Origin of the sequence: Dyadobacter sp. BE31 (genome assembly GCF_031457695.1) — a bacterium.
GTDB lineage: Bacteria > Bacteroidota > Bacteroidia > Cytophagales > Spirosomataceae > Dyadobacter.
Window position 1 is genome coordinate 163,279 of the sequence record NZ_JAVDXA010000002.1, and the last position, 25,438, is coordinate 188,716.

Annotated in this window: 9 protein-coding genes; 5 read left to right on the top strand and 4 right to left on the bottom strand. The window is 51.8% G+C overall.

All coding sequences use genetic code 11. From position 1 onward, the window contains the following. Positions 1 to 233: 233 nt before the first annotated feature. From J2Y43_RS09705 to J2Y43_RS09720, 4 genes are all read right to left on the bottom strand, one after another. Positions 234 to 3,731, bottom strand: coding sequence for a VCBS repeat-containing protein (locus J2Y43_RS09705; protein ID WP_309981992.1), 3,498 nt, complete (start codon positions 3,729 to 3,731; stop codon positions 234 to 236). Next, entirely contained in the window at positions 3,691 to 5,232 is a 1,542-nt protein-coding gene (locus J2Y43_RS09710) for a RagB/SusD family nutrient uptake outer membrane protein (protein ID WP_309981993.1), read from the bottom strand. Before J2Y43_RS09710 ends, J2Y43_RS09705 begins: the two co-directional genes overlap by 41 nt. Before the next feature lie 22 nt (positions 5,233 to 5,254). Beyond that, a complete protein-coding gene (locus tag J2Y43_RS09715; protein WP_309981994.1) occupies positions 5,255 to 8,395 on the bottom strand; it encodes a TonB-dependent receptor in 3,141 nt (1,046 codons plus the stop codon). A 143-nt stretch (positions 8,396 to 8,538) separates the two neighbouring features. Continuing rightward, the gene (locus tag J2Y43_RS09720) at positions 8,539 to 12,624 is read right to left on the bottom strand and encodes a two-component regulator propeller domain-containing protein (RefSeq protein WP_310226469.1); all 4,086 of its coding nucleotides are present in this window, start codon (positions 12,622 to 12,624) and stop codon (positions 8,539 to 8,541) included. 362 nt (positions 12,625 to 12,986) lie between these two features. On the opposite strand from J2Y43_RS09720, the gene J2Y43_RS09725 reads away from it, so the two are divergent. From J2Y43_RS09725 to J2Y43_RS09745, 5 genes are all read left to right on the top strand, one after another. Beyond that, entirely contained in the window at positions 12,987 to 14,885 is a 1,899-nt protein-coding gene (locus tag J2Y43_RS09725; RefSeq protein WP_409014430.1) for an alpha/beta hydrolase-fold protein, read from the top strand. Between the two features lie 193 nt (positions 14,886 to 15,078). Next, positions 15,079 to 19,227 (top strand): two-component regulator propeller domain-containing protein, encoded by a 4,149-nt coding sequence (locus J2Y43_RS09730; protein ID WP_309981997.1) that lies wholly within the window; start codon positions 15,079 to 15,081, stop codon positions 19,225 to 19,227. Positions 19,228 to 19,459: 232 nt separating this feature from the next. Further along, on the top strand, positions 19,460 to 22,600 hold the full coding sequence (locus J2Y43_RS09735; protein ID WP_310226472.1) for a TonB-dependent receptor: 3,141 nt from the start codon (positions 19,460 to 19,462) through the stop codon (positions 22,598 to 22,600). A gap of 51 nt (positions 22,601 to 22,651) precedes the next feature. Then, positions 22,652 to 24,235, top strand: coding sequence for a RagB/SusD family nutrient uptake outer membrane protein (locus J2Y43_RS09740; protein WP_309981998.1), 1,584 nt, complete (start codon positions 22,652 to 22,654; stop codon positions 24,233 to 24,235). A gap of 12 nt (positions 24,236 to 24,247) precedes the next feature. Beyond that, a complete protein-coding gene (locus J2Y43_RS09745) occupies positions 24,248 to 25,438 on the top strand; it encodes a hypothetical protein (protein WP_309981999.1) in 1,191 nt (396 codons plus the stop codon).

The window sequence follows — 25,438 nt, forward strand, 5'->3', positions numbered from 1 at the left end:
AGTCTCGCCGACTCCGTAGTAGCATAGCCAGTGCCTTACACCGGCTACAAAATCCGGCAGGATCCATTTGGCATGGCATCGCTGCCGGCCAGGCAAAAGTATATTGGCCTGGCCGTAATGCTTGTCGGTAAAACTTGAGATTATGTGCGATTTGCTTGAGATGCCGGAAAACAAATATTCAGTTTGATCGCAATCAGGTCAGGTATGTTGATTGGGCTGAATAAAAGGATACATTACTCCTGCTTAAAGAGCGCAGTCGAAATGCGGTGGACCGTAACGCCTTTGGAATGCATGGCTGTTAACAACAGTCGCTGATTTCTCGAGCCCAGAAGCAGCCTGCTGGAACGTGCATCACCTTGGAGCAGCAGGCCGCTCTTCGCGGGACTTTGGGGAGCAAATGCGCCTTTGCCGTTTCCGAGCAGTAAAAGGCCTGTGGATGCATCCTGTCTGCCCATGTTGACCTCGTTGGGATAAAAATTGCCGGATAGGATCACGTCCGGGTTATGATCCGCATTCACATCAGTCACCACAATCCCGAACACCGGCGCCATTTGTGCTTCTATCGGTAATGCCTTGACTTCGAAGTGCCCATTCCCTTTGTTCTCAATGCAGGCGGTTTGCAGGAAAGTCGCTTTTGCCGAGTAGGCATCTTTCTTCTCGTCTGCGCTTAGTAAATCGTCAAAAGTAGCTTTGGCATAGTCGATGTAATGCGGGTATTTTCTGCGAAACTGAATAACCTGCTGGTTCAACGCATCACGGGGGACGCTGGGGTAGGAGACTCCCTGGATAAAATAGCCCATCAATGGATCGAAAGTACCGTCGTTGTTAAAATCCTTTGCCACCAATGCCACAGGCTCACGTTCCGATGCCCGGTAAAACGTATTGGTCCCTTCGTTGCCGGCAATGAAGTCGATATCGCCGTCATGATCGAAATCTCCCGCTGCCAGGCTGTTCCACCAGCCGGAATAGGCGCCCAGGGAGGTTCGGATGGAATCGGTTTCCAGGAATTTCGTTTTCTGGTTTTTGAATACGCGTACGGGCATCCATTCTCCGGCGATTACCAGATCGTCCAGGCCGTCGTTGTCCACATCGGCCCATATCGCGGCGCACACCATGCCTGCCGACAGCAGCTCGGGGCAATGCGACGCGGTAATATCGGTAAATACCGGTTTCCCGTTTCGTGAATCGTTTCGGAGCAGGTAGCTGCGCGCGGGCAGCGGGTATTTGCCCGGGACCATCCGCCCGCCTATGAACAGGTCGGCGTCGCCATCCTTATCAAAGTCATTGGCAACCACGCAGGAACCGCTTACTGAAATAGCGGGAAAATTCCCGGCAGGTGCAAGTTTGAAATTGCCCCGGCCGTCGTTTAAATACAACTGTACCTGATAAAATGCCTGATCCGTCTCAGGCTTTTCGCTGCCGCCATTGACCACGATCAAATCCTGATCCTGATCCCCGTCCGCATCGAAAAACGTTGCAGCTATATTTTCATGCAGCGAATCCTGCGCGATTTCGCGTTTGGTGAATGCGCCCGACACCTGCTGAAAGTAAATGCAGGGCTTGCCTTTCAGATAACTCGCCCCGGCGAAGAAATCGTCCAGGCCGTCCTGATTCGCGTCGCCTACCGCAATGGCAAACCCGCTTTTGGAAAGCATTTTGTGCAATGCGGCGGTTTGTTTGAAGTCGATGTAGCCCGATTTTTTGTGTACGAAATCGATCTTTAATTCGTCCGTAACATCCCGGAAAAATGGCTCGGTGGCATTGGGAGCTGTCGGAAGAACGTTTCGGGCATCTTTTCTCCTGAGCACCAGATGCTGGTTCGCAGCAACTTTATAGAGCTTTTGAGACATCCCGCCCGGCCAGCTCACCAACAGGCTATCGACCAATCCGCTATTCCCCAGCCCGAAATGCAATCCTGAGCCCACCGACGAAATAAAGCCGCGCGCGACATACATTTCAGCATATTGTGCCTGTTTGCCCTGCCATACTGTGACGTTGCAGCCGATCCCGTCCAGGTTTCCCTTGTCGCCTTTAAAAGTGACGGAAAGGAAGTTGGCACGCGCTTTCTCGCGGCTTTGGTTCTGATAGATCAGCGGCTCCGAATCGATATTGTTGACTACCAAGTCCAGGTCGCCGTCACCGTCCAGGTCGGCGTAGGCGGCGCCGTTTGAATACGATAGTTCATCGAGCCCCCATTCTTTGGATGTGTTCTGAAAGGTTAGATTTCCCGCATTTTTATAGGCATAGTTGCGGATTTTTACTTCGGGCACTTTTTGGATCAGTTCCAGCGCATTTTGTTGCTTGAAATCGTTGGTACCAAAGCTTGAAAAATCTTCTTTGAATTGGATAAAATCGCGGTCGGTCACATCGCGCCGGTAACCGTTTGTGATAAAAATATCTTTCAGACCGTCGTTGTCATAGTCGGCGATGAGCGGTGCCCAGCTCCAATCTGTTTTGGAAATACCCGCCAGCAACCCGATTTCGGAGAACCTGGGCGCGACGGGGGCATTTCCTTTTTTTTCATGAAGCGGGCCCAGATTCAATTGCAGCATATTCCGCATGTATTGCAACTGATAACCATATTGCTCCGAAATACTCATTTCCTTCCGGTCGTAATCCTGGCCGGCCAGCATTTTTTTCTGCCGCAGGTTGTCCTCCGGCAGCATATCGAGCTGGAATATGTCGGGGTATGTATCATTGTTGATGTCGGCGACGTCTACGCCCATGCCGAACAGGCTGGTGTGCGCAGTCGCTTCCTTGATCACATTGTTGAAAAGCGGTCGCGCGCCCTTCCCTGCATTGAGGTAGAGCATATCGCTGCTGATGAAGTCGTTGGAGCAATAAATGTCCGGGTAGCCGTCCTTGTTCATGTCGCTCACAGCCAGGCCCAGGCCAAGCCCTTCGTATTTTATGCCTGCGTCTTTGGAAATGTCGGTGTATTTGGGCAGCCCGTTTGCTTGCCGGCCTTCATTGATGTAAAACCTGCCGGTGCTGGGATAGGAGCCGTCGTGATAGGTTTTGCGGATAAAATTGGGATTTTGCAGGTCCGGAGCGGTGTTCATCATGTACGCGTCGAGATCGCCATCCAGGTCCGCATCGAAAAAGGCGGTTTGGGTGGTGAACGCACGGGTATTCAGCCCGTATGCTTGCGCGAGTTCTTTAAACACGGGTACGCCATCGGCTCGGTTACCCTGATTTACAAAAAGGAGATTTTCCGAATCCGGCATTTTGACGTGGCTGGCCACGCTGATGTAAATGTCGAGCAGCCCGTCCTGGTTGATATCGACCATGGAAATGCCGCTGCACCAGCGGGCAGTGGTTACGCCTGCCTTTTCGGTAACGTCTTCGAATGCCCATTTTTGGGAAACGGTGTCGATCCTGCTTAAATACAGCCTGCTGCTGACTTGGTTGCCTCCGAAGAAAATATCCGGTTTTCCGTCCCCATTCACATCCCCGATCCCGACGCCGCCCCCGTTGTAAAAATTGGTAAAGGTGAAGGGATTGATGGAGTCGTTGGGTGTGAGCCGGTTGACGAAGCTGACCTGCGTTTCATCGGGCACGTGCAGCCGAAACAGGGTATCGCTTTTGTTTTTGCAGGAAACGAACAGATTGATGATTGATAGGTATAGCAAGCAGAAGACACCGGTCGTAAACCGGTGCCGTCTTGCATTTGGGTTGTTATTTTCAGGATCAATAACCAGGGTTCTGATCTTTGGCGTCAATCTTTGCATTGTTATCTACTTCCTGTTGAGGGATAGGCAGTAATTCATGTTTTTTAGCCTGGAAATAGGCGATCGGCTCGGTTTTGAGCTTCCCGTTTTTACGCCATCTCAGAATGTCGCGATTGCGGATCTGCTCCCCGCTCAACTCTACGCGGCGCTCGTGCATGATAGCGGCAAACACCTGGTTTTTGGTGGTAACCGGGTATTTTGCGGTAGGGTAGGCCGGCATTGAAACGCTTTTCCGGGCACGCGTCATATTCAGGTATTTGATCGCCTGCGGGATATTCCCCAGCTCGTTTTCCACTTCGGCCAGGGAAAGAATAGTTTCGGCAAACCGCATGATCCGCTGATTGATCCCGCCCGTCAGAAACGACTCGTTCAATTTGTACATCAGCGAATATTTTTGCCAGCTAACCTTCTTGGTAACGCCATCTACTACTGATGAACTGCCGTTCTGCTGGCCATCGGTCAGCGTCGACATCCCGTTATTATACTTTTCCCCCGTGAAATAAAACGAGTCCTCATACCGCGGATCGGTCTTGGCGTCGCCTTTGGTGGTTTTTTCAAATTCAGCGAGCAACCCATTTGAAGGGATTACGTTACGCCAGCCAATAGCCGAATACTCCTGCGTTCGAACGGTCTCGGTGCCGGCCGTTGCGCCGTTGCCGTCACCGTCCCAGTTGTAAACTCCGCCCGAAGGATAGAAATTGACCTCGAAAATGGATTCCTTGTTGAATTCGGTTTCTTCCAGGTAGTTATCGTTGTAGTTGTCGACTAACGCGTACAGGTTGGAATCGTACACTTTCAGCAATTCCGTTTTGGCATTTGCATAATCGCCCTGCTGCATGAAAACCCGCGCCAGCAGCATTTGTGCGGCGCCCTTGGTTGCTCTTCCCTGGTTTGCCGCATTATAGGTGGCCGGTAGCTGGTCCTGGATTTCTTTCAGTTCTGCAACGACGTAAGCGTATACTTCGGCATCGGTAGATCTCGGCAGGCTTCCGTCGACGGTCAGTACATAGTTTTTATACAAAGGCACGCCGCCCCACATGCTTACGAGCTCGTAATAGGCATACGCACGCAGGAAGCGGGCTTCGGCAAGCAGGCGGGCCTTATCGGCAGCCGGAATGTCGGAAACTGCCGTGGAGTTATCCACCACCGAGTTCGCACGGTGGATCAGCCGGTAATAGGCCAGCCATACGGTACCCATTACCGAGTTGCCGCTATCGTGCGTGCCGAGCAGCAACTGGTTGCGGGGCGTTTCCAGCTGCCCGCCGCCCGCGGCCATGTCGTCGCTTCGGAGGTCGTGCAGAAAGAACCATTCGCGCGCCACGAGGTTGTTGGCTTTGAGCATGGAGTACACGCTGGTCACGCCGCTGGTCAGTTCGGCGCCGTTTTTATAGTAATTCTCGACAGTAACACCGTTTGGATTGGTCTTTTCCAGCACATCCTGGTTACAGGAAAGGACCATGCCCAGTAAAAGCGTTGACGCCAATATGATATTTCTTTTCATTGCAATGCTTTTTCAAATGTGGTTAGAAGCCAAAACTCAATCCTACCTGTAAGGTCCTCGGCTGCGGGTACATGCCGTAGTCAATCCCATTGATCAGCTGTGTGCCGGTGGCCGTCGACGAACCGTTCGCGCCGATTTCCGGGTCGAGGCCCGAATACTTGGTGAATGTGAGGAAGTTGGTTGCCGAAACATACACCCGGGCTTTGGTAATGGTGTTCCGGGTCAGCGCGGAAAGTCCTTTGGAAGGGATCGTGTAGCCGATGCTGAAATTTTTGATACGCATGTAAGAGCCGCTCTCCACGAACCGGTCGCTTGTTTTGCTGTTGTTGTTCGGGTCGCCGCTCACGGCGCGGGGAACGTCGGTGTTGGTATTGGTGGGAGTCCACGCATTCAGCACATCGGTTCCTGCATTAAACAACCGCAGCATACCCTGCTCGATCACCTTGGTACCATTGTAAATCTTGTTGCCCTGCACACCCTGTAAATAGAGCGTCACATCGAAACCCTTGTAGCTGCCGCCGAAGTTACCGCCATAGCTGAATTTTGGAATAAAACTGCCGAGGTACTGGCGGTCGTTTCCGTCGATGATGCCGTCACCATTCAGGTCTTTGAACCGGATGTCGCCCGGTGCCGCTGCTGGCTGAAACTTGGTCTGGTCGTTGCCGTCGGCTGCATTAGCCTGGTCAATCTCGGCCTGGCTTTGGAAAATACCGTCGACTTTCCAGCCGTAGAACGACTGGATCGGGTGCCCGGCTTCTGTTTTGGTAATGTCGAAGCCGCCGAAGTCGTCATTTTTTCCGGAGAATATGGAAGCATTTTCCGTGGCCAGACTTACCACCTTATTTCTGGTGATGTCCAGATTCACAGAAGCATTCCACTTGAAATCGCCGTCGTTTTTGTTGTAGCCTAACTGGAATTCATAACCCCAGTTTTTCATCTTTCCGATGTTGGACAATGGAGACGACGAGTAGCCTAGCGAGTTCGGGATAGGTACTTCCAGCAAAAGTCCATCTGTATTGCGGTTGTAGCGCTCGGCGGTGAATGTGAGGCTGTTGTTGAACAAAGCCAGGTCGATACCCACGTTGGTCATGGCAGTGCTTTCCCATTTCAGCTGGGTATTGCCCAGTGCGCTGAAATAGGACCCGAGCAGCTTGCTCCCTCCGAATACGTAGTTGGAATTGTCGGCCTGCACCAGCGACTGCCACGCGTAACTTCCGATCCCGTTGAAACCCGTCTGGCCGTAGCTGGCGCGGATTTTAAGTTCCGAGATTTCCGGAACGCTTTTCAAGAATTCCTCCTCGCTGATGCGCCAGCCCAGGGACACGGAAGGGAAAGTACCCCATTTGTTGCCGGGTGCAAACCGTGAGGAGCCATCCCGGCGAACCGATCCGCTGAGCAGGTATTTGCCGTCATATTCATAGTTCAACCTGCCGACGTACGAAATGAGCGCACTTTCATCCAGAGAACTGTTGGCATTCGGATTGGAAATACCCTGCATTTGGTCAATGTCGTTGTTAGGCCTGTAACCGGAACCGTTGAGCGTGTTGGTGCGGAATGTCTGTTTGTCGACGATCGCAGTGACGTTCAGCATATGCTTGCCGAATGTCTTGTCGAATGTCAGCTGATTGGTAATGACTGGCGAATAGTAGGCGGTGCGTCCGTTGCGGATTTCGAATTGGGTACGGGACTTGTAGCCGTCGTTGTAGATCGGGAACTGATCGTTGGACAATGCACTCACCACGTCGGCCCCGAAACTGAAACGGTATTTGAGGAAACTGGTCAGGTTTAGTTCCGCGAACACCGAGCCGAGTACTTTAATGCGCTGGCTGCGCGAGACGTCCATCTGGGTGATCCGCAGCGGGTTATCGGGGTCGCTTCCGTCGGCTGCTGTCGGGGAGCTGTATCCGCCCAGCTTGGTAGGGTCGGTGACGGGCCAGTAGGGTAGGTTGCGGATCGCCTGCATCACCAGCGTGCGTCCACCGCCAAAGCCTTGCTCTCCGCGGCTTTTGTCATAGGAAAACGTGAGTGTCTGGCCGATTTTGAGGAATTTGGTGATCTGGTGGTCGGAGTTGATCCGGAAATTGGCGCGTTTGTAATTCGTGCCAACCAGAATACCTTCCTGGTCAAAATACCCCGCGGAGGTAAAAAAGCGGGATACACTATTTCCCCCGCTGACCGAAAACTGGTGCTGCTGAACGGGCGCATTTCTGAAAAGTACGTCCTGCCAGTCGGTGTGCGTCTGGGCAAACGTCTGCGTGGCTCCTTCGTAAATGGGTTTGTTCAGATCGGAAAGTCTGCCTGGCATGGCGATACCTGCATTGCCCAGCAAAGCGGTCGCATATTGGATGTACTGGTCGGTATTGAGCAAGTCCAGCTTTTTCCAGGCCGATTGCGTGCCGAAATAGGTGTCTACATTCACATGCAGCTTGCCATCCTGCGATCCTTTTTTGGTGGTAATGATAATGACCCCATTAGAGGCGCGCGAACCATAGATCGCCGCCGAGCTGGCATCTTTGAGCACTTCCATGGATTCGATATCCTTCGGGTCCAGGTTGTTGAGGTCGCCGGAAGGAATTCCGTCGATCACATAGAGCGGGCCGGAAGCATAGTTGATCGAGCCGATCCCGCGAATACGGACGATCGGCGTTTGGCCGGGGCTACCGTTGTTTACCACACGTACGCCCGGAACACGCCCTTGCAGGGCCTGCTCTGCGCTCACCACCGGAAGGGCCGTCAGCTCTTTGGGAGATACCGAAGATACCGCGCCTGTCAGCGAAGATTTCTTTTGGGAGCCGTACCCGATCACGACCATCTCTTCCAGCGCCTGGTTTTCGGTGGCGAGCTTTATTTCAATATGTGTTTTCGTTCCGACCTCGACTTCCTGTTTACCGAATCCAATGAAACTGAATACCAATATGCTGCTTTCGGAGGGAACGTTGATCGTAAAATCGCCTTTCGCATCAGTGCTGGTACCGATGCTGGATCCCTTCAATGTTACGTTTACACCAGGAAGCGCATCTCCGTCTTCCGACGTTACCCGGCCGGTTACCTGTTTGTCGGCAACCTTTGCCAGCACCAGATTGGCCGAGGCGATGGCTATCAATATCGTTAACAACCATTGCCTGGGCCTTTTCAAATGAAATTCTAGTAGAAGGTCTTTCATAAGCGTGATAGATATGGACTAAAATGACAAAAACTTGCACCAATCAAAGGTTGGGTAAATTTGAGGAAATGTCAACGTCACACTTAACCGCTACGGCGTCCTAGCCTCTGAATTGAACATTTGTCCCCTTCATTCTAACATTTTTACCCTTGGAAAGACAAAAAATTTCGGCGGGCCTGTATGTATTCGGAAGGGAGTACGCCGAATTTTGCCTTGAAAGATTTGGTGAAATAGTTGGGTGCGGCAAACCCGGTGGCATAGGAAATCTGCGCAATGTTCAGGTCGCTTTTTTCGAGCAGCAACGCGGCCTTTTCCAGCTTAATCGCCTTGATAAATTCGATGGGCGTTTGCCCGGTGATTTCCAGTAGCTTGCTATACAATGTCCCGCGGCTCATTCCCAGTTGTTTGCTCAGTTTTTCGACGCTCAGCTGGGAGCTGTTGTTAATATGCTCATCGATGTAGGCCAGAATGTTCTTGATCAGTTTTTCATTGCCCGACATGATTTGAGGTTCAGGCCGCGTAACGTCAATTTGCCGGGTATAGGCATTTTTGAGGAGCCGGTTGAGCAGCAGCAGATTGTTGATCTTGGCATTTAAAATATCGAAGTTGAAAGGCTTGGTCAGGTAGTCGTTCGCACCGGAGTTCAACCCGTTCAGTTCGTGTTCCTCGCCGGTTGAAGCCGTTAACAGGATGATCGGAATATGTGCCGTGCGCTTATCAGATTTGATCTTCCGGGCCAGTTCGTTACCATCCATTTCGGGCATGGCAATGTCGCTGATGATGATCTGCGGATGCTGGGCGAGGGCCTTCTGCCATCCTTCCGATCCGGTCGAGGCTTCGATGACCCTGTAATGGCATTCCAGACTGCTTTTGAGATAATGCCGGAATTCGTCGTTATCTTCTATGATCAGAATTTCGGCAGGTGCGTCAGCGGGGTGCAGAGCCATAGCTGGTGTTTTGGAAGCCGGGGCGTCCTGCGGTCGGTAATCATCAGAAATTACGGTAATTGCGGGTGGCGTTCCCACATCGGCCGCAGAAATACCGCAAGGCAGCATTACCGTAAAGGTGCTTCCTTTTCCGGGAGTGCTATCCACGTGAATGGACCCATGGTGCATTTGGACAAATTCCCTGACGATCGAAAGGCCAATCCCGCTTCCCTGATTAAGAATCGAGACCGCGGAATCATGCTGAAAAAAGCGATCAAAGATCTTTCCGTGCTTCTCAGCGGGGATACCCACACCGGTATCCGACACTTTAATGTACAGCCATTGTCCCGAGTCTTCTGCCTGCGAGAGGGATAGCGTTACTTTTCCGCCCCTCCGGGTATATTTAAATGCATTGGATAGCAGATTCAAGATAATGCGTTCGATTTTGTTAGCGTCGAAATCCATATGCAGGCTGCTCACCTGGCTTTCGAAGACATAGTCGATGCCCTTTGTTTGGGATAAGTACCGGAATGATTCCGAAGTTTCCTGAATAAAGGAGACGATCTCGCCCTGCGTAGCTTCGAGTTTCGATTCGTGTTCCTGAAGATTCTTGAAATCAAGCAATTGGTCGACCAGGTTCAGCAGCCGTCGGGCATTGCGCTTGATACCCTGCAAATGCGGTGTGTTCTCGGCCAGCGCCGCCCGGTTGAGGAGCTGGTCCAGCGGCGCCAGTATCAGGGAAATAGGGGTTCTGAACTCGTGGCTGAGATTGGTCAGAAACTTGATTTTCATTTCATCGAGTTCCCTCTTCCGCTCGATTTCCCTCTCAAACTGTTCCTGCCTGAATTTGTTTTCAAGCTTTTGAATGCCCCTGCGTCTGATCAGATACATCAACCCGATAAAACTCAGCACGTAGAAAACGTAAGCATAAATGGTCATGTAGAAGGGGGGCTCCACCACGATTTCAACGGCGGCCCCCCGGCTGTTCCAGCTCCCGTTGTGATTTTTGGCTTGTACTTCAAACCGGTAGGTGCCTGGTGACAGGTTTGTATAGCCGGCGGTTTGAGACGTGCCTGCATCTTGCCATTCGCTGTCGAAACCATCCAGCCGGTAGCGGTACACGGTCTGCGAAGGATCGGAATAATTGAGCGCCGCGTAGGATAGCGTGAAGTTTTGCTTATAAGCCAAATGTATGGATTTCGCGACTGAAATATGCTCGCTGAGCGTCGTGGAATCGGCGGGCGTGATGGATTTGTTGCCCACTCTGAGTTCTTTCAAAATGACGGGCATCGGGTTACTGTTCTGTCTGAGCGTGCGTGTATCCAGGTAATTGAAGCCCTGAATGCCGCCGAAAAACAGCAGGTTATCCTGTGTTCTGATGCCGGCGCCGAGGATAAAAGTGTTGTTCTGCAAGCCATTGTGCGGCGAGTAGTTGGTAAACTTTTTGGTGGTTTGGTCGAGATAGCTGACTCCCCGGTCGGTACTCACCCAGATACGACCCTGGGTGTCTTCGAGGATTTTATTGATCACCCCGCTGGCAAGTCCCGCTTTTTGATCGTAAACCGTGAAGCTGCGTGTTGCGGCGTCGAACCGGGCCAAGCCTTCGCCACCGGTCCCGACCCAGACGGCCCCCTTGCTATCCTGAAGAAGGGAAAGAACATTGTTTCCCGGCAGCGTGCTGTTCAGCTTGTCGTACTGGACGGACTTTTTCTGAACCGGATCAAATATGGCCAAGCCGGTCCCGTGCGACGCGATCCAGATCTGGCCGTTTTTGTCTTGCAGAATATCCCGGATGTAGCCATTCAGCGGAATCATTCTTTTCGCGATTGGGATGCCGGCATCGAAATAGCGTTCAAATTGCTGCGTTTCAGGGTCGAATACATTGATGCCGCCGCCATTGGTCCCTACCCAAAGTTTGCCCTGCTTGTCGGTCATCAACGAGAAAATGTCGTCGTTGTTCAGCGATGAGGGACTCGGGCCTTGCGTGTATTGCCGGTATTGTCCCGTGTGGATGTCAAATGCGAAAAGCCCGTCCTGGAAGCTGCCGATCCACAGCTTGTCACCGGACAGTTCCAGCGACATAATCGCCAAACCCGAGCATCCAGGCTTATTTTTGGGCAAGACCGGAATTTTGGTAAACAGGTTTGTCTTCCGGTGGTAAAGGTTCAAGCCGCCGCCGTCGGTTCCCACGAAAAGATCGCCGTTTGTTTTCTCAGCAAAAGAGGTTACAAATGAGGTGCTCAGCCCATGCGGATCATAAGGGTTTGAGCGTTTCAGGGCGAAGGTGGTCAGGTTTTTATCAAACTTGTTGACGCCTCCCTTGTAAGTACCGAGCCAGAAAATGCCCTGTTTGTCGATGAGAATGCTCCGTATCGACTTGTTTGTCAGGCTGAAAGATGCCCGGGCGTCCGGCGCATAGCGGGTTACTTTGCCGGTTTGGGTGTCCATCAGGTTCAGGCCGCTATCCGTGCATATCCAGAGCGTCTGGCGGTTTTCCGGTGCCACCGCGTAGATCATGTCGCTGCTGATCGAATGCTCGTCATTGGCCTGGTATTTAAAGCTCCGGAGCAAGGTTCCGTCAGGCGAAAATTGGTATAAACCGTTAAATGTGCCTGCCCAGATGTAGCCCATTTGGTCTCCATTGATTGTCTTTACCTGATTGGCATTGGCGGCGACAGCGTTCTCGCCATAGTCGACCCGTGCGAAGCGGCTGGTTTTGAAGTCGTACCGAAACAGGCCGGTCTCGGTCCCCACCCACATATGCCCTTGCTGATCTTCGAAGAAGCTCTGTACCAATCCGTTTCGGAGCTGATCGGGAACGCCGGGGCGCTGGCTCAGCCGTGTCGCCTTGAATGTTGCCGGGTCGACCAGGATGAGTCCAGTGGTGGTAGCCACCCATAACTGGCCTGTGTGATCGCTCGTAATCGCCGTGACGCTTTCGCTGCCGATCACCCGTACAAAAGCATCCTTCTTCCGGTCGTACAAATGCAGGGAACCCTGAATCGTGCCAACCCACATCCGGCCCGCTTTGTCTTCGTGGAGCGATGAGATATCGTTGGAGGCCAGGCTCGACGGGTTTGACCTGTCGTGCCTGTAAATGGTGAAATCCGTTCCGTCGTATTTATTCAGGCCGTCGTCGGTACCAAACCACAGCAAGCCATAATGATCCTTCAAAATCGTATGAACGGTGTTGGACGAGAGCCCGTCCAGGGATGTGATCGCGGTAAAGTTCAGTTGCAAATCGCTTCCGCCGGCCATGCAACGCAGGGACAGCGCAAACAGAAAGCCGGTTAAAATGATCATTAAAAATTTCAAGGACGCTGACATAATATGGTCCGGTTTTGTTGTTTATTTTTCATCGCATTGGCCCCCGTTGAACATTTGTGGCATTACTTTTAACAAATATGCTCATGACAAACGCCCAGGGTTATCTACATTTGCTCGTCAATAAATGAAATATAATGTTGGAAAAATGATGAGTTGGCAATGCCGATATAGAAGTAGTATGTGTGGGAAATATATTGTCAATTTGACAAATAATACACGAAAACTTTCAGTGACTCCATTTTTGGAGTACTTAAATAGTTGGTATTCAATATAAATAAAAAACGGTTACAACATTTATGACTATGCTAAAACCTTTACCGCTACTCGCGGGGTTGCTTATGCTGGCTACCGCCTCTCTCGCACAAAACAAACCGATGGAAATGCCCACGGGGTACGATTCGGTGCGGGAGGGTGTGACGGCAGGAAAAATAGATACGCTTCAATACCAATCCAGGACGGTAGGCAATAGCCGGAAAGCGCTCGTTTACACGCCGCCCGGGTTTTCGAAGAAGAAAAAATATCCTGTGCTATACCTGCTGCATGGCATTGGCGGTGACGAAAAGGAATGGCTGAAAGGCGGTAACCCGCAGGTGATCCTGGACAACCTGTATGCAGAAAAGAAGATCGAGCCGATGATCGTGGTCATGCCTAACGGTCGGGCCATGAAAGACGACCGGGCGACCGGAAACATTATGGCACCGGACAAGGTCGCCGCTTTCTCAACATTCGAGCAGGATTTGCTCACCGACCTCATCCCGTTCATCGAGAAGAAGTACCCGGTGCTTTCCGACAGGGAAAACCGTGCGATTGCCGGCCTGTCGATGGGCGGCGGGCAGTCGCTCAATTTCGGCTTGGGGAATCTGGACAAATTCGCCTGGGTGGGAGGGTTTTCGTCCGCGCCTAACACCAAAAAACCGGAAGAACTGATACCTGATCCTCAGAATGCCATAAGCAAACTGAAATTGCTCTGGCTTTCGTGCGGCGATGACGACCGCCTGATCACTTTCAGCAAGCGCACGCACGATTACCTCTTCGAGCACGACGTTCCCCATGTATATTACGTCGAGCCTGGTGTTCACGATTTCAAGGTTTGGAAAAACGGCTTGTACATGTTTTCGCAGTTTTTGTTTAAACCCGTCGATGTTCAATCGCTCTCGAAGTACACTATCCTCGGCACGCCGGCATCGACAAACGTCCGGTCTGCGAAATATCCCCAGATCCTGCCCGACAACCGGGTGGTATTCCGCACGAAAGCACCCAATGCCCAGAAAGTGCAGGTGGATTTGGGCAAAAAATACGATATGCTGAAAGATACCGCCGGCGTTTGGTCGGTAACTACGGATTCAATCGGAGAGGGGTTCCATTACTATTCGCTGCTCATTGACGGCGTGGCACTGGCCGACCCCGCCAGCGAGACCTTTTACGGAATGGGCAGAATGGCCAGCGGCATCGAAATCCCTTTCCGGAAGGGCGGTTACTATGCCTTGAAGGAGGTGCCTCACGGCAACGTACAGATCCAGCGCTACCTGTCGAAGGCCAGCAATTCCTGGCGGGAAATGTACGTATACACGCCTCCGGGCTATGACGCTTCGACCCAAAAGTATCCCGTGCTGTATCTGTTGCATGGCGGCGGTGAAGACCAGCGGGGTTGGGCTACCCAGGGCAAAACGAACCTGATTCTGGACAACCTGATCGCGGAGGGTAAAGCCAAACCGATGCTGATCGTGATGATGGACGGAAATTCAGGGATCCCGCTCGGTCCGGGTAGCCTTGGCACAGCCGGTGACGGTTTTCTGAAAGCATTCGAAAATGAATTGAAATCGGGCGCGATACCTTTTGTGGAAAGTACCTACCGGGTGGAAGCCAATGCGGCAAACCGGGCCCTGGCCGGCCTTTCGATGGGAGGGATCCAGACACTGTATGCAGGCGTGAAGAACTCGGACATGTTTTCGTCGCTTGGCGTGTTCAGCTCGGGTTGGTTCGGGAATAATAATGCATTGTCGGGCCCGCATTACGAATTTGCCAAAAACAATGCGGCCTCCATCAACAGCAACCTGAAAAACTTCTGGATCTCGATGGGCGGCCCTGAGGACATTGCCTTCAAGAACTGCAAGATTATGCTTGCCAAATATGACGAGCTCGGCATTAAATACCAATACAGCGAATATCCCGGCGGGCACACGTGGCCGGTATGGAGGCACGACCTGTTTGGATTCGCCCAACTGCTTTTTAAATAACATCAATACACGCGCTCTGCGCACAAGATAACCTGGGAACCCGATCATTGCATTGGGTTCTTTTAGATGTGGTAGTTAACTTTGGCCGAAGGATTCACTTTGGCCAATTTCGTTTATCCAGGTATTGAACAAGCTGAAATACGCGGAACCGCCTTAGGGATTTGAATGACAAACCTTAATCTGAATTTTGGTGGTGAAAAGACAACGTCCGTGGAAGATCAGCGTGTTGGTGATGGCGCTTCTCCTTATTCATGCCTCATTTCAATTATTCGGGCAGCAGCGCCGGTTTGTTCATGTCGATGCCCGTCAGGGCCTTTCCCACGCTCATGTCAAGGCTATTTACCGTGACAAAAGCGGTTTCCTGTGGATTGGCACGGAATCAGGCCTCAACCGGTTTGACGGGTACGCGATCAAGGTTTTTCGGAATGATGCGTCGGATCCTGCATCCCTGTTTGACGACGACATCGCTGCATTATTTGAAATGCCGTCAGGCAAAATGGGTGTCATCACCAGCCTCGGGCCCTGCGTCTACGACCCGGCAAAGGAGACTTTTTCGCGGCCCCTGCAAGGATTTCAGCCTTATTCGATCCATAAACCGGCTAAGCTGAGAGTGGTCGTGCCCGATAGCAGGGGTAATTACTGGTTTCTCATCGAGGACGACGGACTTATTTGCTATAACGAAAAAAGTAAAAAGGCTTTTTCTGTCAAGCATTCGGGCAGTGACACTACTTCCATTGCCAGCAACGATGTCACGTCCATGGCGCAGGGAAGCGATGGCACCTACTGGCTGGCACATTCGAATGGAATGGTCGAAAATATAGTCCTCGAAAAGCAGGCTGCTCGGGTTATTCAAAGGCATAATTTCTTTTTCGATCGCAGGCGGGGCAAAAATGACAAGCTGCAATGCCTCCTGACCGCGGACCGGGACGGCGACGTTTGGGCGTTTCCCACTAACTTCGATTTGGGTATAGCATATCTCGACAAGCGGCTGGGAAAGGTAAACTATCTGGGCAAGACCTTCGGAAGTCCCCGTCTCAGTTCTGATTTGATTACCGGTGTGGTAGAGGACGACAGGGGCAATATCTGGATCGCCAATGGCCAAAACGGCATCGACGTGCTGGACAAGAGGACACGATCGGTAACCAATATGCGGTATGCCTCGGAGAATGCGAATGGGCTAAGCCATAATGCGATCACCGCTATGCTCAAAGATCCCGACGGGCTGATCTGGGTAGGGACCTACAAGGCCGGACTCGATTACTTTCATGAGAATATCCGCGTGTTTCCGCTGGTTAACCGGCGAACGAAGCCTTACGGCCTGCCTTTTGAAGATATCAATGCGTTTGTCGAGGACCGCAAAGGGAATCTCTGGCTGGGAGCCAATGGAGGAGGGTTGATCTATTTCGAAAGAAACACGGGGAAATTCACCACTTACCGCCATGATCCGGGCAATCCGCGTTCATTGAGCAGCGATGTGGTCGTCAGTTTGTGCCTGGATCATAAAAACCAATTGTGGATAGGCACTTTTCTGGGCGGGTTAAACAGCTTCGACGGGCGCCAATTTATCCGGTATCAGCATGATCCTGCCAAGCCCCAAAGCCTTCCGGGTAGGAGCGTATGGGAGATATTCGAAGACTCACAGCGGCGACTTTGGATCGGCACCCTCGACGGCGGACTGTGCCTGTATGACCAGGAAAGCAAAAACTTCACCCGCTACCGGCATCCCGACCAACGTGCGCTTTATTCCACCTACGTTCCCACCATTTTCGAGGATTCCAAAGGAAATATGTGGTTCGGGACTTCGACGGGGATCGATGTATTGAAAAAGACGTCGGGTGCATTGGTGCATTTTGAAACAAAAAAGGGGGATCCGGCTTCCATTGCCAGTAACGACATCTTCGGCATCCTGGAAGATGCCCAAGGGCGGATTTGGATCGGCTCCCGGGGAGGGCTCAGTATGTGGGTGCCGGGGGCTGATACGTTCGTGAACTACGGCGAAAAGCATGGGCTCCCGCATAATGCGATCCTGTCGATGGCCGAGGACGAAGATGGCCGGCTCTGGCTGGGCACGCCCAATGGCCTGTCATGCGCGACGATTTCTCCGGGCAAGGGGCGTTTGCAGGTAAGCTTCCGGAACTATTCGGAAATGGATGGGCTGCAAGGAAGGCAATTTACCGAAGACGCTGCACTCAGGACGCGCGCCGGAGAGCTGATTTTCGGTGGAGCCAACGGGTTCAATATTTTCAGACCGGGCGATTTGGGAGAAAATAAAATGGTTCCGCGGCTGGCATTTACCGATTTTCAGCTATTCAACCGTAGTGTGCGCCCCGGGGCACGGCCTGGGGGAAAGCCCGTGCTGTCTTCGTCGGTCACGACAAATCCTTCTGTTGTATTACAGGCAAGCGACAATGTTTTCTCCATAGAATTTGCTGCGCTAAATTTCATTCAGCCGGGTGGGAGCCAATACAAGTATAAAATGGAAGGCTTTAATGATAATTGGCTCGTTACGGACGCCAGCAACAGGAAAGTTACCTTCACTAACCTCGATGCCGGCGACTACGTTTTTCGTGTAATCGCATCCAACAACGATGGACTGTGGAATCAGCAGGGAATATCGCTCAATATCAAAGTGCTGCCCCCATTCTGGCGGTCGCCGGTTGCCTATGTCTTGTATGTGATAGCGATAGCTTTATTGCTGCTCGCGGCATTGAAGCTCATACAGGAAAGGGAACGCATGAAATTTGCGATCGTGCAGACGCGCGAGGAGGCAAGGCGCTCGCAGGAGCTCGATATGTTGAAGACAAAGTTCTTTACCAATGTCAGTCACGAGCTGCGTACCCCGCTTTCGCTGATACTTGCGCCTGCCGAAAAGCTCACCGAAAGGGCTGTGGACAGTCAGGACCGCAAACAGCTGGACCTCATCCAGCGAAATGCACGGCGACTGCTGAACATGGTCAACCAGCTGCTGGATTTCAGAAAGCTGGAAGTGAATGAAATACGGTTTCATCCTACGGAGGGAGATATAATCAGGTTCGTCAAGAACACCGTCTATTCGTTCTCCGATCTCTCGGAGAAAAAGGATATCCGGCTCCTGTTTTCTTCCAATGTCTCCGGACTGGAAACGTCGTTCGATCATGACAAGCTCGAAAAGATCCTGTTCAACCTGCTGTCGAATGCCATTAAATTTACTTTGGGCCCCGGCCAGGTATCGGTGGCCGTCGATGTCCGGGATGCGGATGGTGACTATTTCGTGGAGATCAAAGTGAAAGACACCGGCATCGGAATACCGCCCGAAAAACATGACCTGATTTTTGAGCGGTACTTTCAGAGCGACCTGCCCAATTCGATCATCAATCAGGGAAGCGGTATCGGGCTGGCCATTACCAGGGAATTCGTCCGCATCCACGGTGGGTCTGTGGGGGTGGAGAGCGAAGTGGGAGAGGGGAGTTGCTTTGTGGTGAAACTGCCTTTGAAGAGGCATACCGAAGTAATCGCAGCCGGGTTGACCGACACATCGGGCCAGGCCGCAGTGCGCGCCGAAAAAGACCCGGAAACACAGGATGCGGAAGGAAAGCCGCGCATCCTGATCGTGGAAGACAACGAAGATTTTCGTTTTTATCTCAAAGACAATTTAAAGCAATTTTATTCCGTCATCGAGGCTTCGACCGGCCGGGAGGGTTGGGATAAAGTACTGGAACACCGTCCAGCCCTGATTGTTTCGGATATTATGATGCCCGACCTGAATGGACTGGACCTTTGCAGAATGGTCAAAGCCGACGAACAGGCCTCGCAGACCCCGGTAATTTTGCTCACCGCCCGGTCGGACGACGAGCAATTCCTCGAAGGATTCCAGGCTGGTGCGGATGACTATATCGCCAAGCCATTCAATTTTCAGGTGCTGGAATCAAGAATCCGGAACCTGATTTCGTCGCGGGAAAAACTCCGCAGCCTTTTTGTAACCCGCAATGGTATTAAGGCAAGCGAAATCAAGGTAACGCCGCTGGACCAGCAATTTCTTCACGAAATGATCCAGGCAATCGAGCGCCATATTTCCAATCCGGAGTTTACGGTGGTCGACCTTGCGCGTGAGCTGGGCGTGAGCCGTTCGCAATTGTTTAAAAGAGTGCAAACGGTTACCGGCAAATCCCCGCTTGAAGTAATCCGGGAGATCAGGTTGCAACACGCTGCCCAGCTGCTGGAAAAAAGCCAGCTTTCCATTTCCGAAATCGCCTACCAGGTCGGGTTCAACAATCCCAAATATTTTGCCCGTTATTTTAAGGAGGTGTATCATGTATTGCCTTCCGAGTATTCAGGCGGCAAACGGGAGCCAGGCAGCAATTAGTCCGGTAATTTGAATTATTTCCCTGTTTTTTGGTCTTTTAATAGCATTCTGGACTTTTTGTACCCTTTATTCGGACTAATCGATACCCTTTAGTACTTACGCGGTATTCTACCTTTGATGCAAATAATTCATCCTATTGTTACAGTTGTGCGTAGCGTGCCCGGGCGCTTCGGACTGTGCCGGTAGGTGTCTATTTGTAAATCATATGGTGTAACTCCTTAAGGCTAATCGAATGATGGGGAAAATTTACAGATGCTTATGTGTTACTGCGCTTATTTTGTTCTCGTGTGTAGTAGCCCAGGCGCAGCGAAGGCAGGTGTCGGGAATTATAAAAAGTGAATCCGGCAGCCCGATGCCGGGTGTAACCGTGCTGCTGAAAGGGACAACGATGGGCGTATCGACGGATACCGACGGGAAGTTTGCCATCCAGGCAATGCCGGAGGACGTTCTCAAAATTTCTTTCATAGGGTACCTGTCCGAGCAAATTCCCGTGGGAAACAAGACCCATTTCGACATTACCATCCAGCCCGATATTGCCACACTTTCGGAAGTTGTGGTGATCGGCTATGGTGAATCCAAACGAAAAGACGTTACCGGTTCTATATCCTCTGTTACCGGCGCCGAAATCCGTAAAACGAACCCCGTAACCTTTGACCAGGCATTGCAGGGAAAAGTGGCAGGTATGGTCGTACAGCAAACATCCGGCCAGCCCGGCGGAGGCGTTTCGGTGCAGATCAGGGGAATATCGTCGTTCGGATCCGGAGGCCCGTTGTATGTGATTGACGGCGTAATTATAGGTTCTACCGCTTCCATGGGCGCAGGTACCAACCCGCTGGCGGCGATCAACCCTTCGGAAATCGAGTCGGTGGACGTGCTGAAAGACGCGTCGGCTACGGCAATCTATGGTTCACAAGCGACGAATGGGGTGGTGATCATCACGACAAAACGGGGGGTAGTAGCGCCTCCGCGCATTTCCTACGATGTTTATACAGGCTTTCAACAATTGCCGCGGCGCATTCCTACGATGAATTTGCGGGAGTACGCCACCTTCATCAACGAACGCAATTCCGGTTTGGGCTGGGGATTTGATACCCGGCCCGAATTTGCCAATCCGCAATACCTGGGTAAAGGTACCGACTGGCAAAAGGAGCTGTTCCGGAACGCGCCGATGACCAACCATACCATTACCGTCAACGGAGGCGATGTCAAAACACAATACCTGCTCTCGGGCTCGTATTTCAAGCAGGATGGTATCGCCCTGGGGTCCGATTTCAGAAGAATATCCGTTAGGTTGAACTTGGACAACAAGACAACGAACTGGCTGAAAATCGGTACGAGCCTGCAACTGGCCAATATCAAGGAGAACGTCAATTCGACCAGTTCGAACGTCATCAACTCAGCACTCAGCCAAACGCCCGACATTCCCGTCACCAATGCCGACGGCAGCTGGGGCGGTGCGTATAACCCTAACGGTTGGGTGAACAGCACCGTGAATCCTTATGCTGTGGCGAGTATCAACAAAGATCAGGTAAACCGGAACCAGCTGTTTGGAAATGCCTACGCGGAGATCGCTTTCAGTAAATCGCTTACGCTGCGCAACGAGGTTACGGGAAGCTTCTCGATGGCGACCGAGGACAAATTCAACCCAAGCTACACCATGGGGCTGGTGAAGAACAACAGCAACAGCGCTTCCTACAATTACAGCCAGAGTGTTTATACAACCATCAGAAACTACCTCACTTACGCGCATACGTTCGACGACCGGTATAATACCAATGTAATGGTCGGCCACGAGGCGCAGTTGAGCAAAGGCGAAAACGTGGGCGCGGGCCGTAATAACTTTCCGTCCAACAATGTGCAGGTAATCAACAGCGGTGACCCTACTTCGGCAACCAATTCCGGTTCGAAAACGCAGAATGCGCAGGAATCATACTTCGGCCGGTTGAATATCGGGTTGTTTGATAAATACCTGATTACCGGTAACGTCCGTGCCGATGGCTCTTCCCGATTTGCTGCCGGAAACCGCTGGGTAACCACCTATTCGGGCGCATTGGCCTGGAAAATACAGAATGAGGGTTTTCTGAAAAATCTCAAAGACATCAATGAGTTGAAGCTTCGGGTAGGTTATGGTTTGACCAACAACCAGAACGTAAGGGACTTCGCATATACATCCACGTTAGCGACAGTGGCCACCGGTTTGTCGGGAATATCGCAGCTCACCGAGAACATCGGAAACCCATATGTGGAATGGGAAAAAACCAAATATGCCAACGTCGGTCTCGACGCTGCATTGCTATCCTGGCGGCTCAACTTCTCCGTCGATTTATACAACCGGAAAACCGACGGTTTGTTAATGCAAATTCCATTGCCCTTCTATTCGGGAACCGCTGTGGGCTGGTCGCCCGGAGCGCTCGATGCGCCGTACGTGAACGTCGGTACGATCAGCAACAAGGGATTCGATTTCAAAATCAGTTCTACCAACATTCAGGGAAAGGCACTTACCTGGAAGACCGACCTGACCGTATCGCGTAATGTTAATAAAGTGCTGAAACTGAATACCGATGGTGCGTCGCTCGTGGGATGGCCGTATAGCCAGACCATCGTCGGCAACTCGATCGGTGAGTTCTACGGGTACAAGATAGACGGCGTTTTTGCTAAAAAGGAGGATTTCGAGACGCACGCATTGCCTACCAAGAATGGAGCTCCCCTGCCCGTCGGCTCGGCCGGAGGTAGTATCTGGTATGGCGACCTTAAATTCAAGGACATTAATGGCGATGGGGTGATCGACGAGCGGGACCAAACCTACCTCGGGTCGCCGATCCCGAAACTGCAATTCGGACTTAACAACTCGTTCTCCTATAAAAAGTTTGACCTGAACATCTTCCTGACCGGTAACTACGGCAACAAGGTGTTTAACCAAATGCGCATGACCGGCGAATATCCCGGAACCAGTTTCGGCTACCTCAAAGCGCTGGACAATTACGCCAAACTCGCGTTGATCGATCCCACCAAACCTGCGACCGACATCAACAATGTTTACGTGACTAACCCGGATACGGACATTCCCGGCATCCGAAATGACAATACGAACGGCAACAACAGGGCTTCCGATAAATACGTCGAGGACGGGTCGTTTATCCGGTTTAAGACCATTTCGCTGGGCTACACGCTTCCTGAAAACCTGTTGGAAAAGGCGCATATTCACTCACTGCGGGTGTATGTCAATGTGTCGAACGCGTTCCTGATCACCAAATACAAGGGAATGGACCCTGAGATTGGTTCCTGGAACCCATTGAATGCAGGATATGACAGCGGTTTCTATCCGCAGCCGCGTGTGTTCACCGTAGGCGCAAGTTTGCAGCTGACCAAATAGCGTCTCCTGCGCCTATTCTTCTTAATGATTTGAATCTTAAAATATTAAGCAATGAAAATAAAGAATAAACTGGCGGCAGCGTTGCTTTTCGCCAGCGCGTGCATGGCCGGATGCAGCGATAGCTTTCTGGACCGCCCGCCTTTGTCGCAGATCAGTGCCGATAACTTTTATCAGACTACCAGTGACCTCCGGCTGGCGACGGCCGCCTTGTATGGCGGCAAGCCGTGGGCGGAGTGGAACTATACCTGCTACCTGCCGATCGGCGAAGTTTTGAGCGGTAACATGGCCGTCAATTATTGGGGGGATGCGGTGCAGCTGCACACTTTTTCTGTCAGTGGAAGCAACGAAATCATGATCGCGAGCTGGAAATCGATGTACAAGATCATCGCGCATTGCAATGTTACCATCAAAGCCATCCAGGAAAAAGCGCCTGCTTCCATTCCCGAAAAAGACCGGAACGCGGCTATTGCCGAAGCGAAGTTTTTACGCGCATATGCCTACTATAACCTGGCCCTGCAATGGAGGGACGTCCCCATTATAGAAGACAATACCAAGCTGATCAATTCTCCATTGGTGTACCGCAATAATGTTGAGGATGTTTACCGGTTTGCGGCGAACGACCTGCTCTTTGCTGCGAAACATCTCCCGGTGAAAGATGCCGGAAGGGTATCGACCTGGTCGGCACAAGGCATGTTGGCCAAAGTGTACCTGACCTGGGCGGGGCTGGATGCAAAGGGTAACGGCCCGCGCAACCAGGCGCTGCTGGATAGTGCCAAATTGCATGCGGGCAATGTCTGCAAGCTAAGCGGCCTATCGCTGCTGCCCAACTATGCGGACCTTTTCAAAACGCAGTTTAACGATAACCAGGAATCCTTATTTGCTTTGCAATGGGCTGCGGGTGCCGGGTGGCTGGAAGGAAACATGCTCCAAATCTATTCACCGGGAGGAGCTGAGATTTCAGCCGCGGGGCAGGCCGGTTGGTTTTCGATATCGCCCACTTACGATTTGTACAAGCAATACCAGGGAGGCGACTCACTGAGACGGAAGGCCACTTTTATGCTCAAAGGCGACTACTATCCTGAGCTGAATGCGGCGGGAGGAGGTTATAAATTTAACGGCAACACCGGTTTGAAGAAGCACATCATCGGTACGAGGGTAGATAACAGCGCCCCGACGATGTCATTGACGTCGTCTACCGAGCACAATGCATTGCTAAGGCTCGCGGAGGTGTACCTAATCTATGCGGAAGCCGTGATGGGCAACAATACCTCGACGACCAATGCCGACGCGCTGCTTTATTTCAACAAAGTGCGCACAAGAGCAGGACTTGCCCCGGTAACATCCCTTGACGCGGAAACCTTGTTCAGAGAACGAAGAGTCGAATTAGCGGCAGAAGGGCATTTTTGGGAAGACCTGGTCAGGCTTTCCTATTACAACGAACCCAAGGCCATCAAAAAGCTCAACGAACAGGAGCGGATCCTGTTTACCTATGATGACAAGGGTGTTGTGACAAAAGGTGACGCGCTGGCAGCCATTACGCCGGCCAATACGACCACATTCAAATTCCCGATCCCTTCGCCGGAAGTAACGGCTAATCCCAAACTGCTGGAAACTCCGGTGCCTTACTCGTTTTAAAAACCAGAGAAAATGAAAAAGACTTTATATAAGAAAATATGTTTGGCGCTGTTCTACTGCATGGCGACGGTCTCGCTGCTGCTGTCTGCCTGTGAAAAGGATGAGCTGTCTCCGCCTGTTATCACTGAAATACGCAATTATGCAGCATCTCCGGCTGATACCGTGGTTCAAACATTGCAGGCCGCGCAATGGGTGGTCGTGCTTGGACAAAACCTGGGAGATGTTTCGCAGGTCTATTTCGGCAGCATTCCGGCGACGATCAACCAGACGCTGGCGACTGACGGCAGCATTGTCGTGCAGGTGCCCTCGATTCCGTTCGATTCTGTGGCCAGGGATAAGGTCAACATCGTTACCGTGGTAAACAGCAGCGGCTCGGCTTCTTTTACCATCAACATCACCGGTGCGCCGATGATCTCGCACGTGAGAAACTACGCCGCCGCGCCGAAGGATACGGTCGTCAATACCATTGTTCCGGGTCAAACGATCAACATCGTTGGATATAATCTCAAAAAAGCGACGAAAATAGCATTTCAGGGTGTGGACGCCAGTTTGGCCGGAGTTATCTACACCGATTCGAGTGTGATCGTGAAAGTCCCTGGCAGTTTTACGGGAGCCGATCCTTTGCTGGCGAACAAAATCACTTATGGCACGGCAATCGACACAACTGAATATTCCATCCGGATTTTCGACCCCGCTATTCTGGAATATTACAAAGACCCCGTGTTCAAACTGCTCACCGGCGGAATTGGTAAGGAAAAAACCTGGGTACTTGATCTGGATGCGAAAGGTGTTTCAACCAAATTCAAAGGTCCGTTGTACTTCTCGGGCGTGGATTATGGCTGGGATAATCAATGCAGCAAGACAGGAGGAGATTGCTGGCTGTACGATCCGAATTATGAAAGCTGGATGGGCGCGGCGCAGGATTACGGTACCATGACGCTGGGCTTAAAGAGCGAAACAGCGGAGCCCGTGGTGAGGGTGAGCCAGAAAGGGATAAGCAAAAACGGGACGTTCTCGGGCAGCTACTTTTTTGATGTTAAGACAAAGACGATGTCGTTCGTAAATGTTGTGCCGCTAAATATGGGCAGGGACCAGGTTTATACTAAGGCTTATGTGATCAGTCTCAAAGAGGACAGGATGCAGCTCGGCTTCCGGGATCCGGTCAAATCAGAAATGGCTATTTACAACTACATCCGCAAGTAA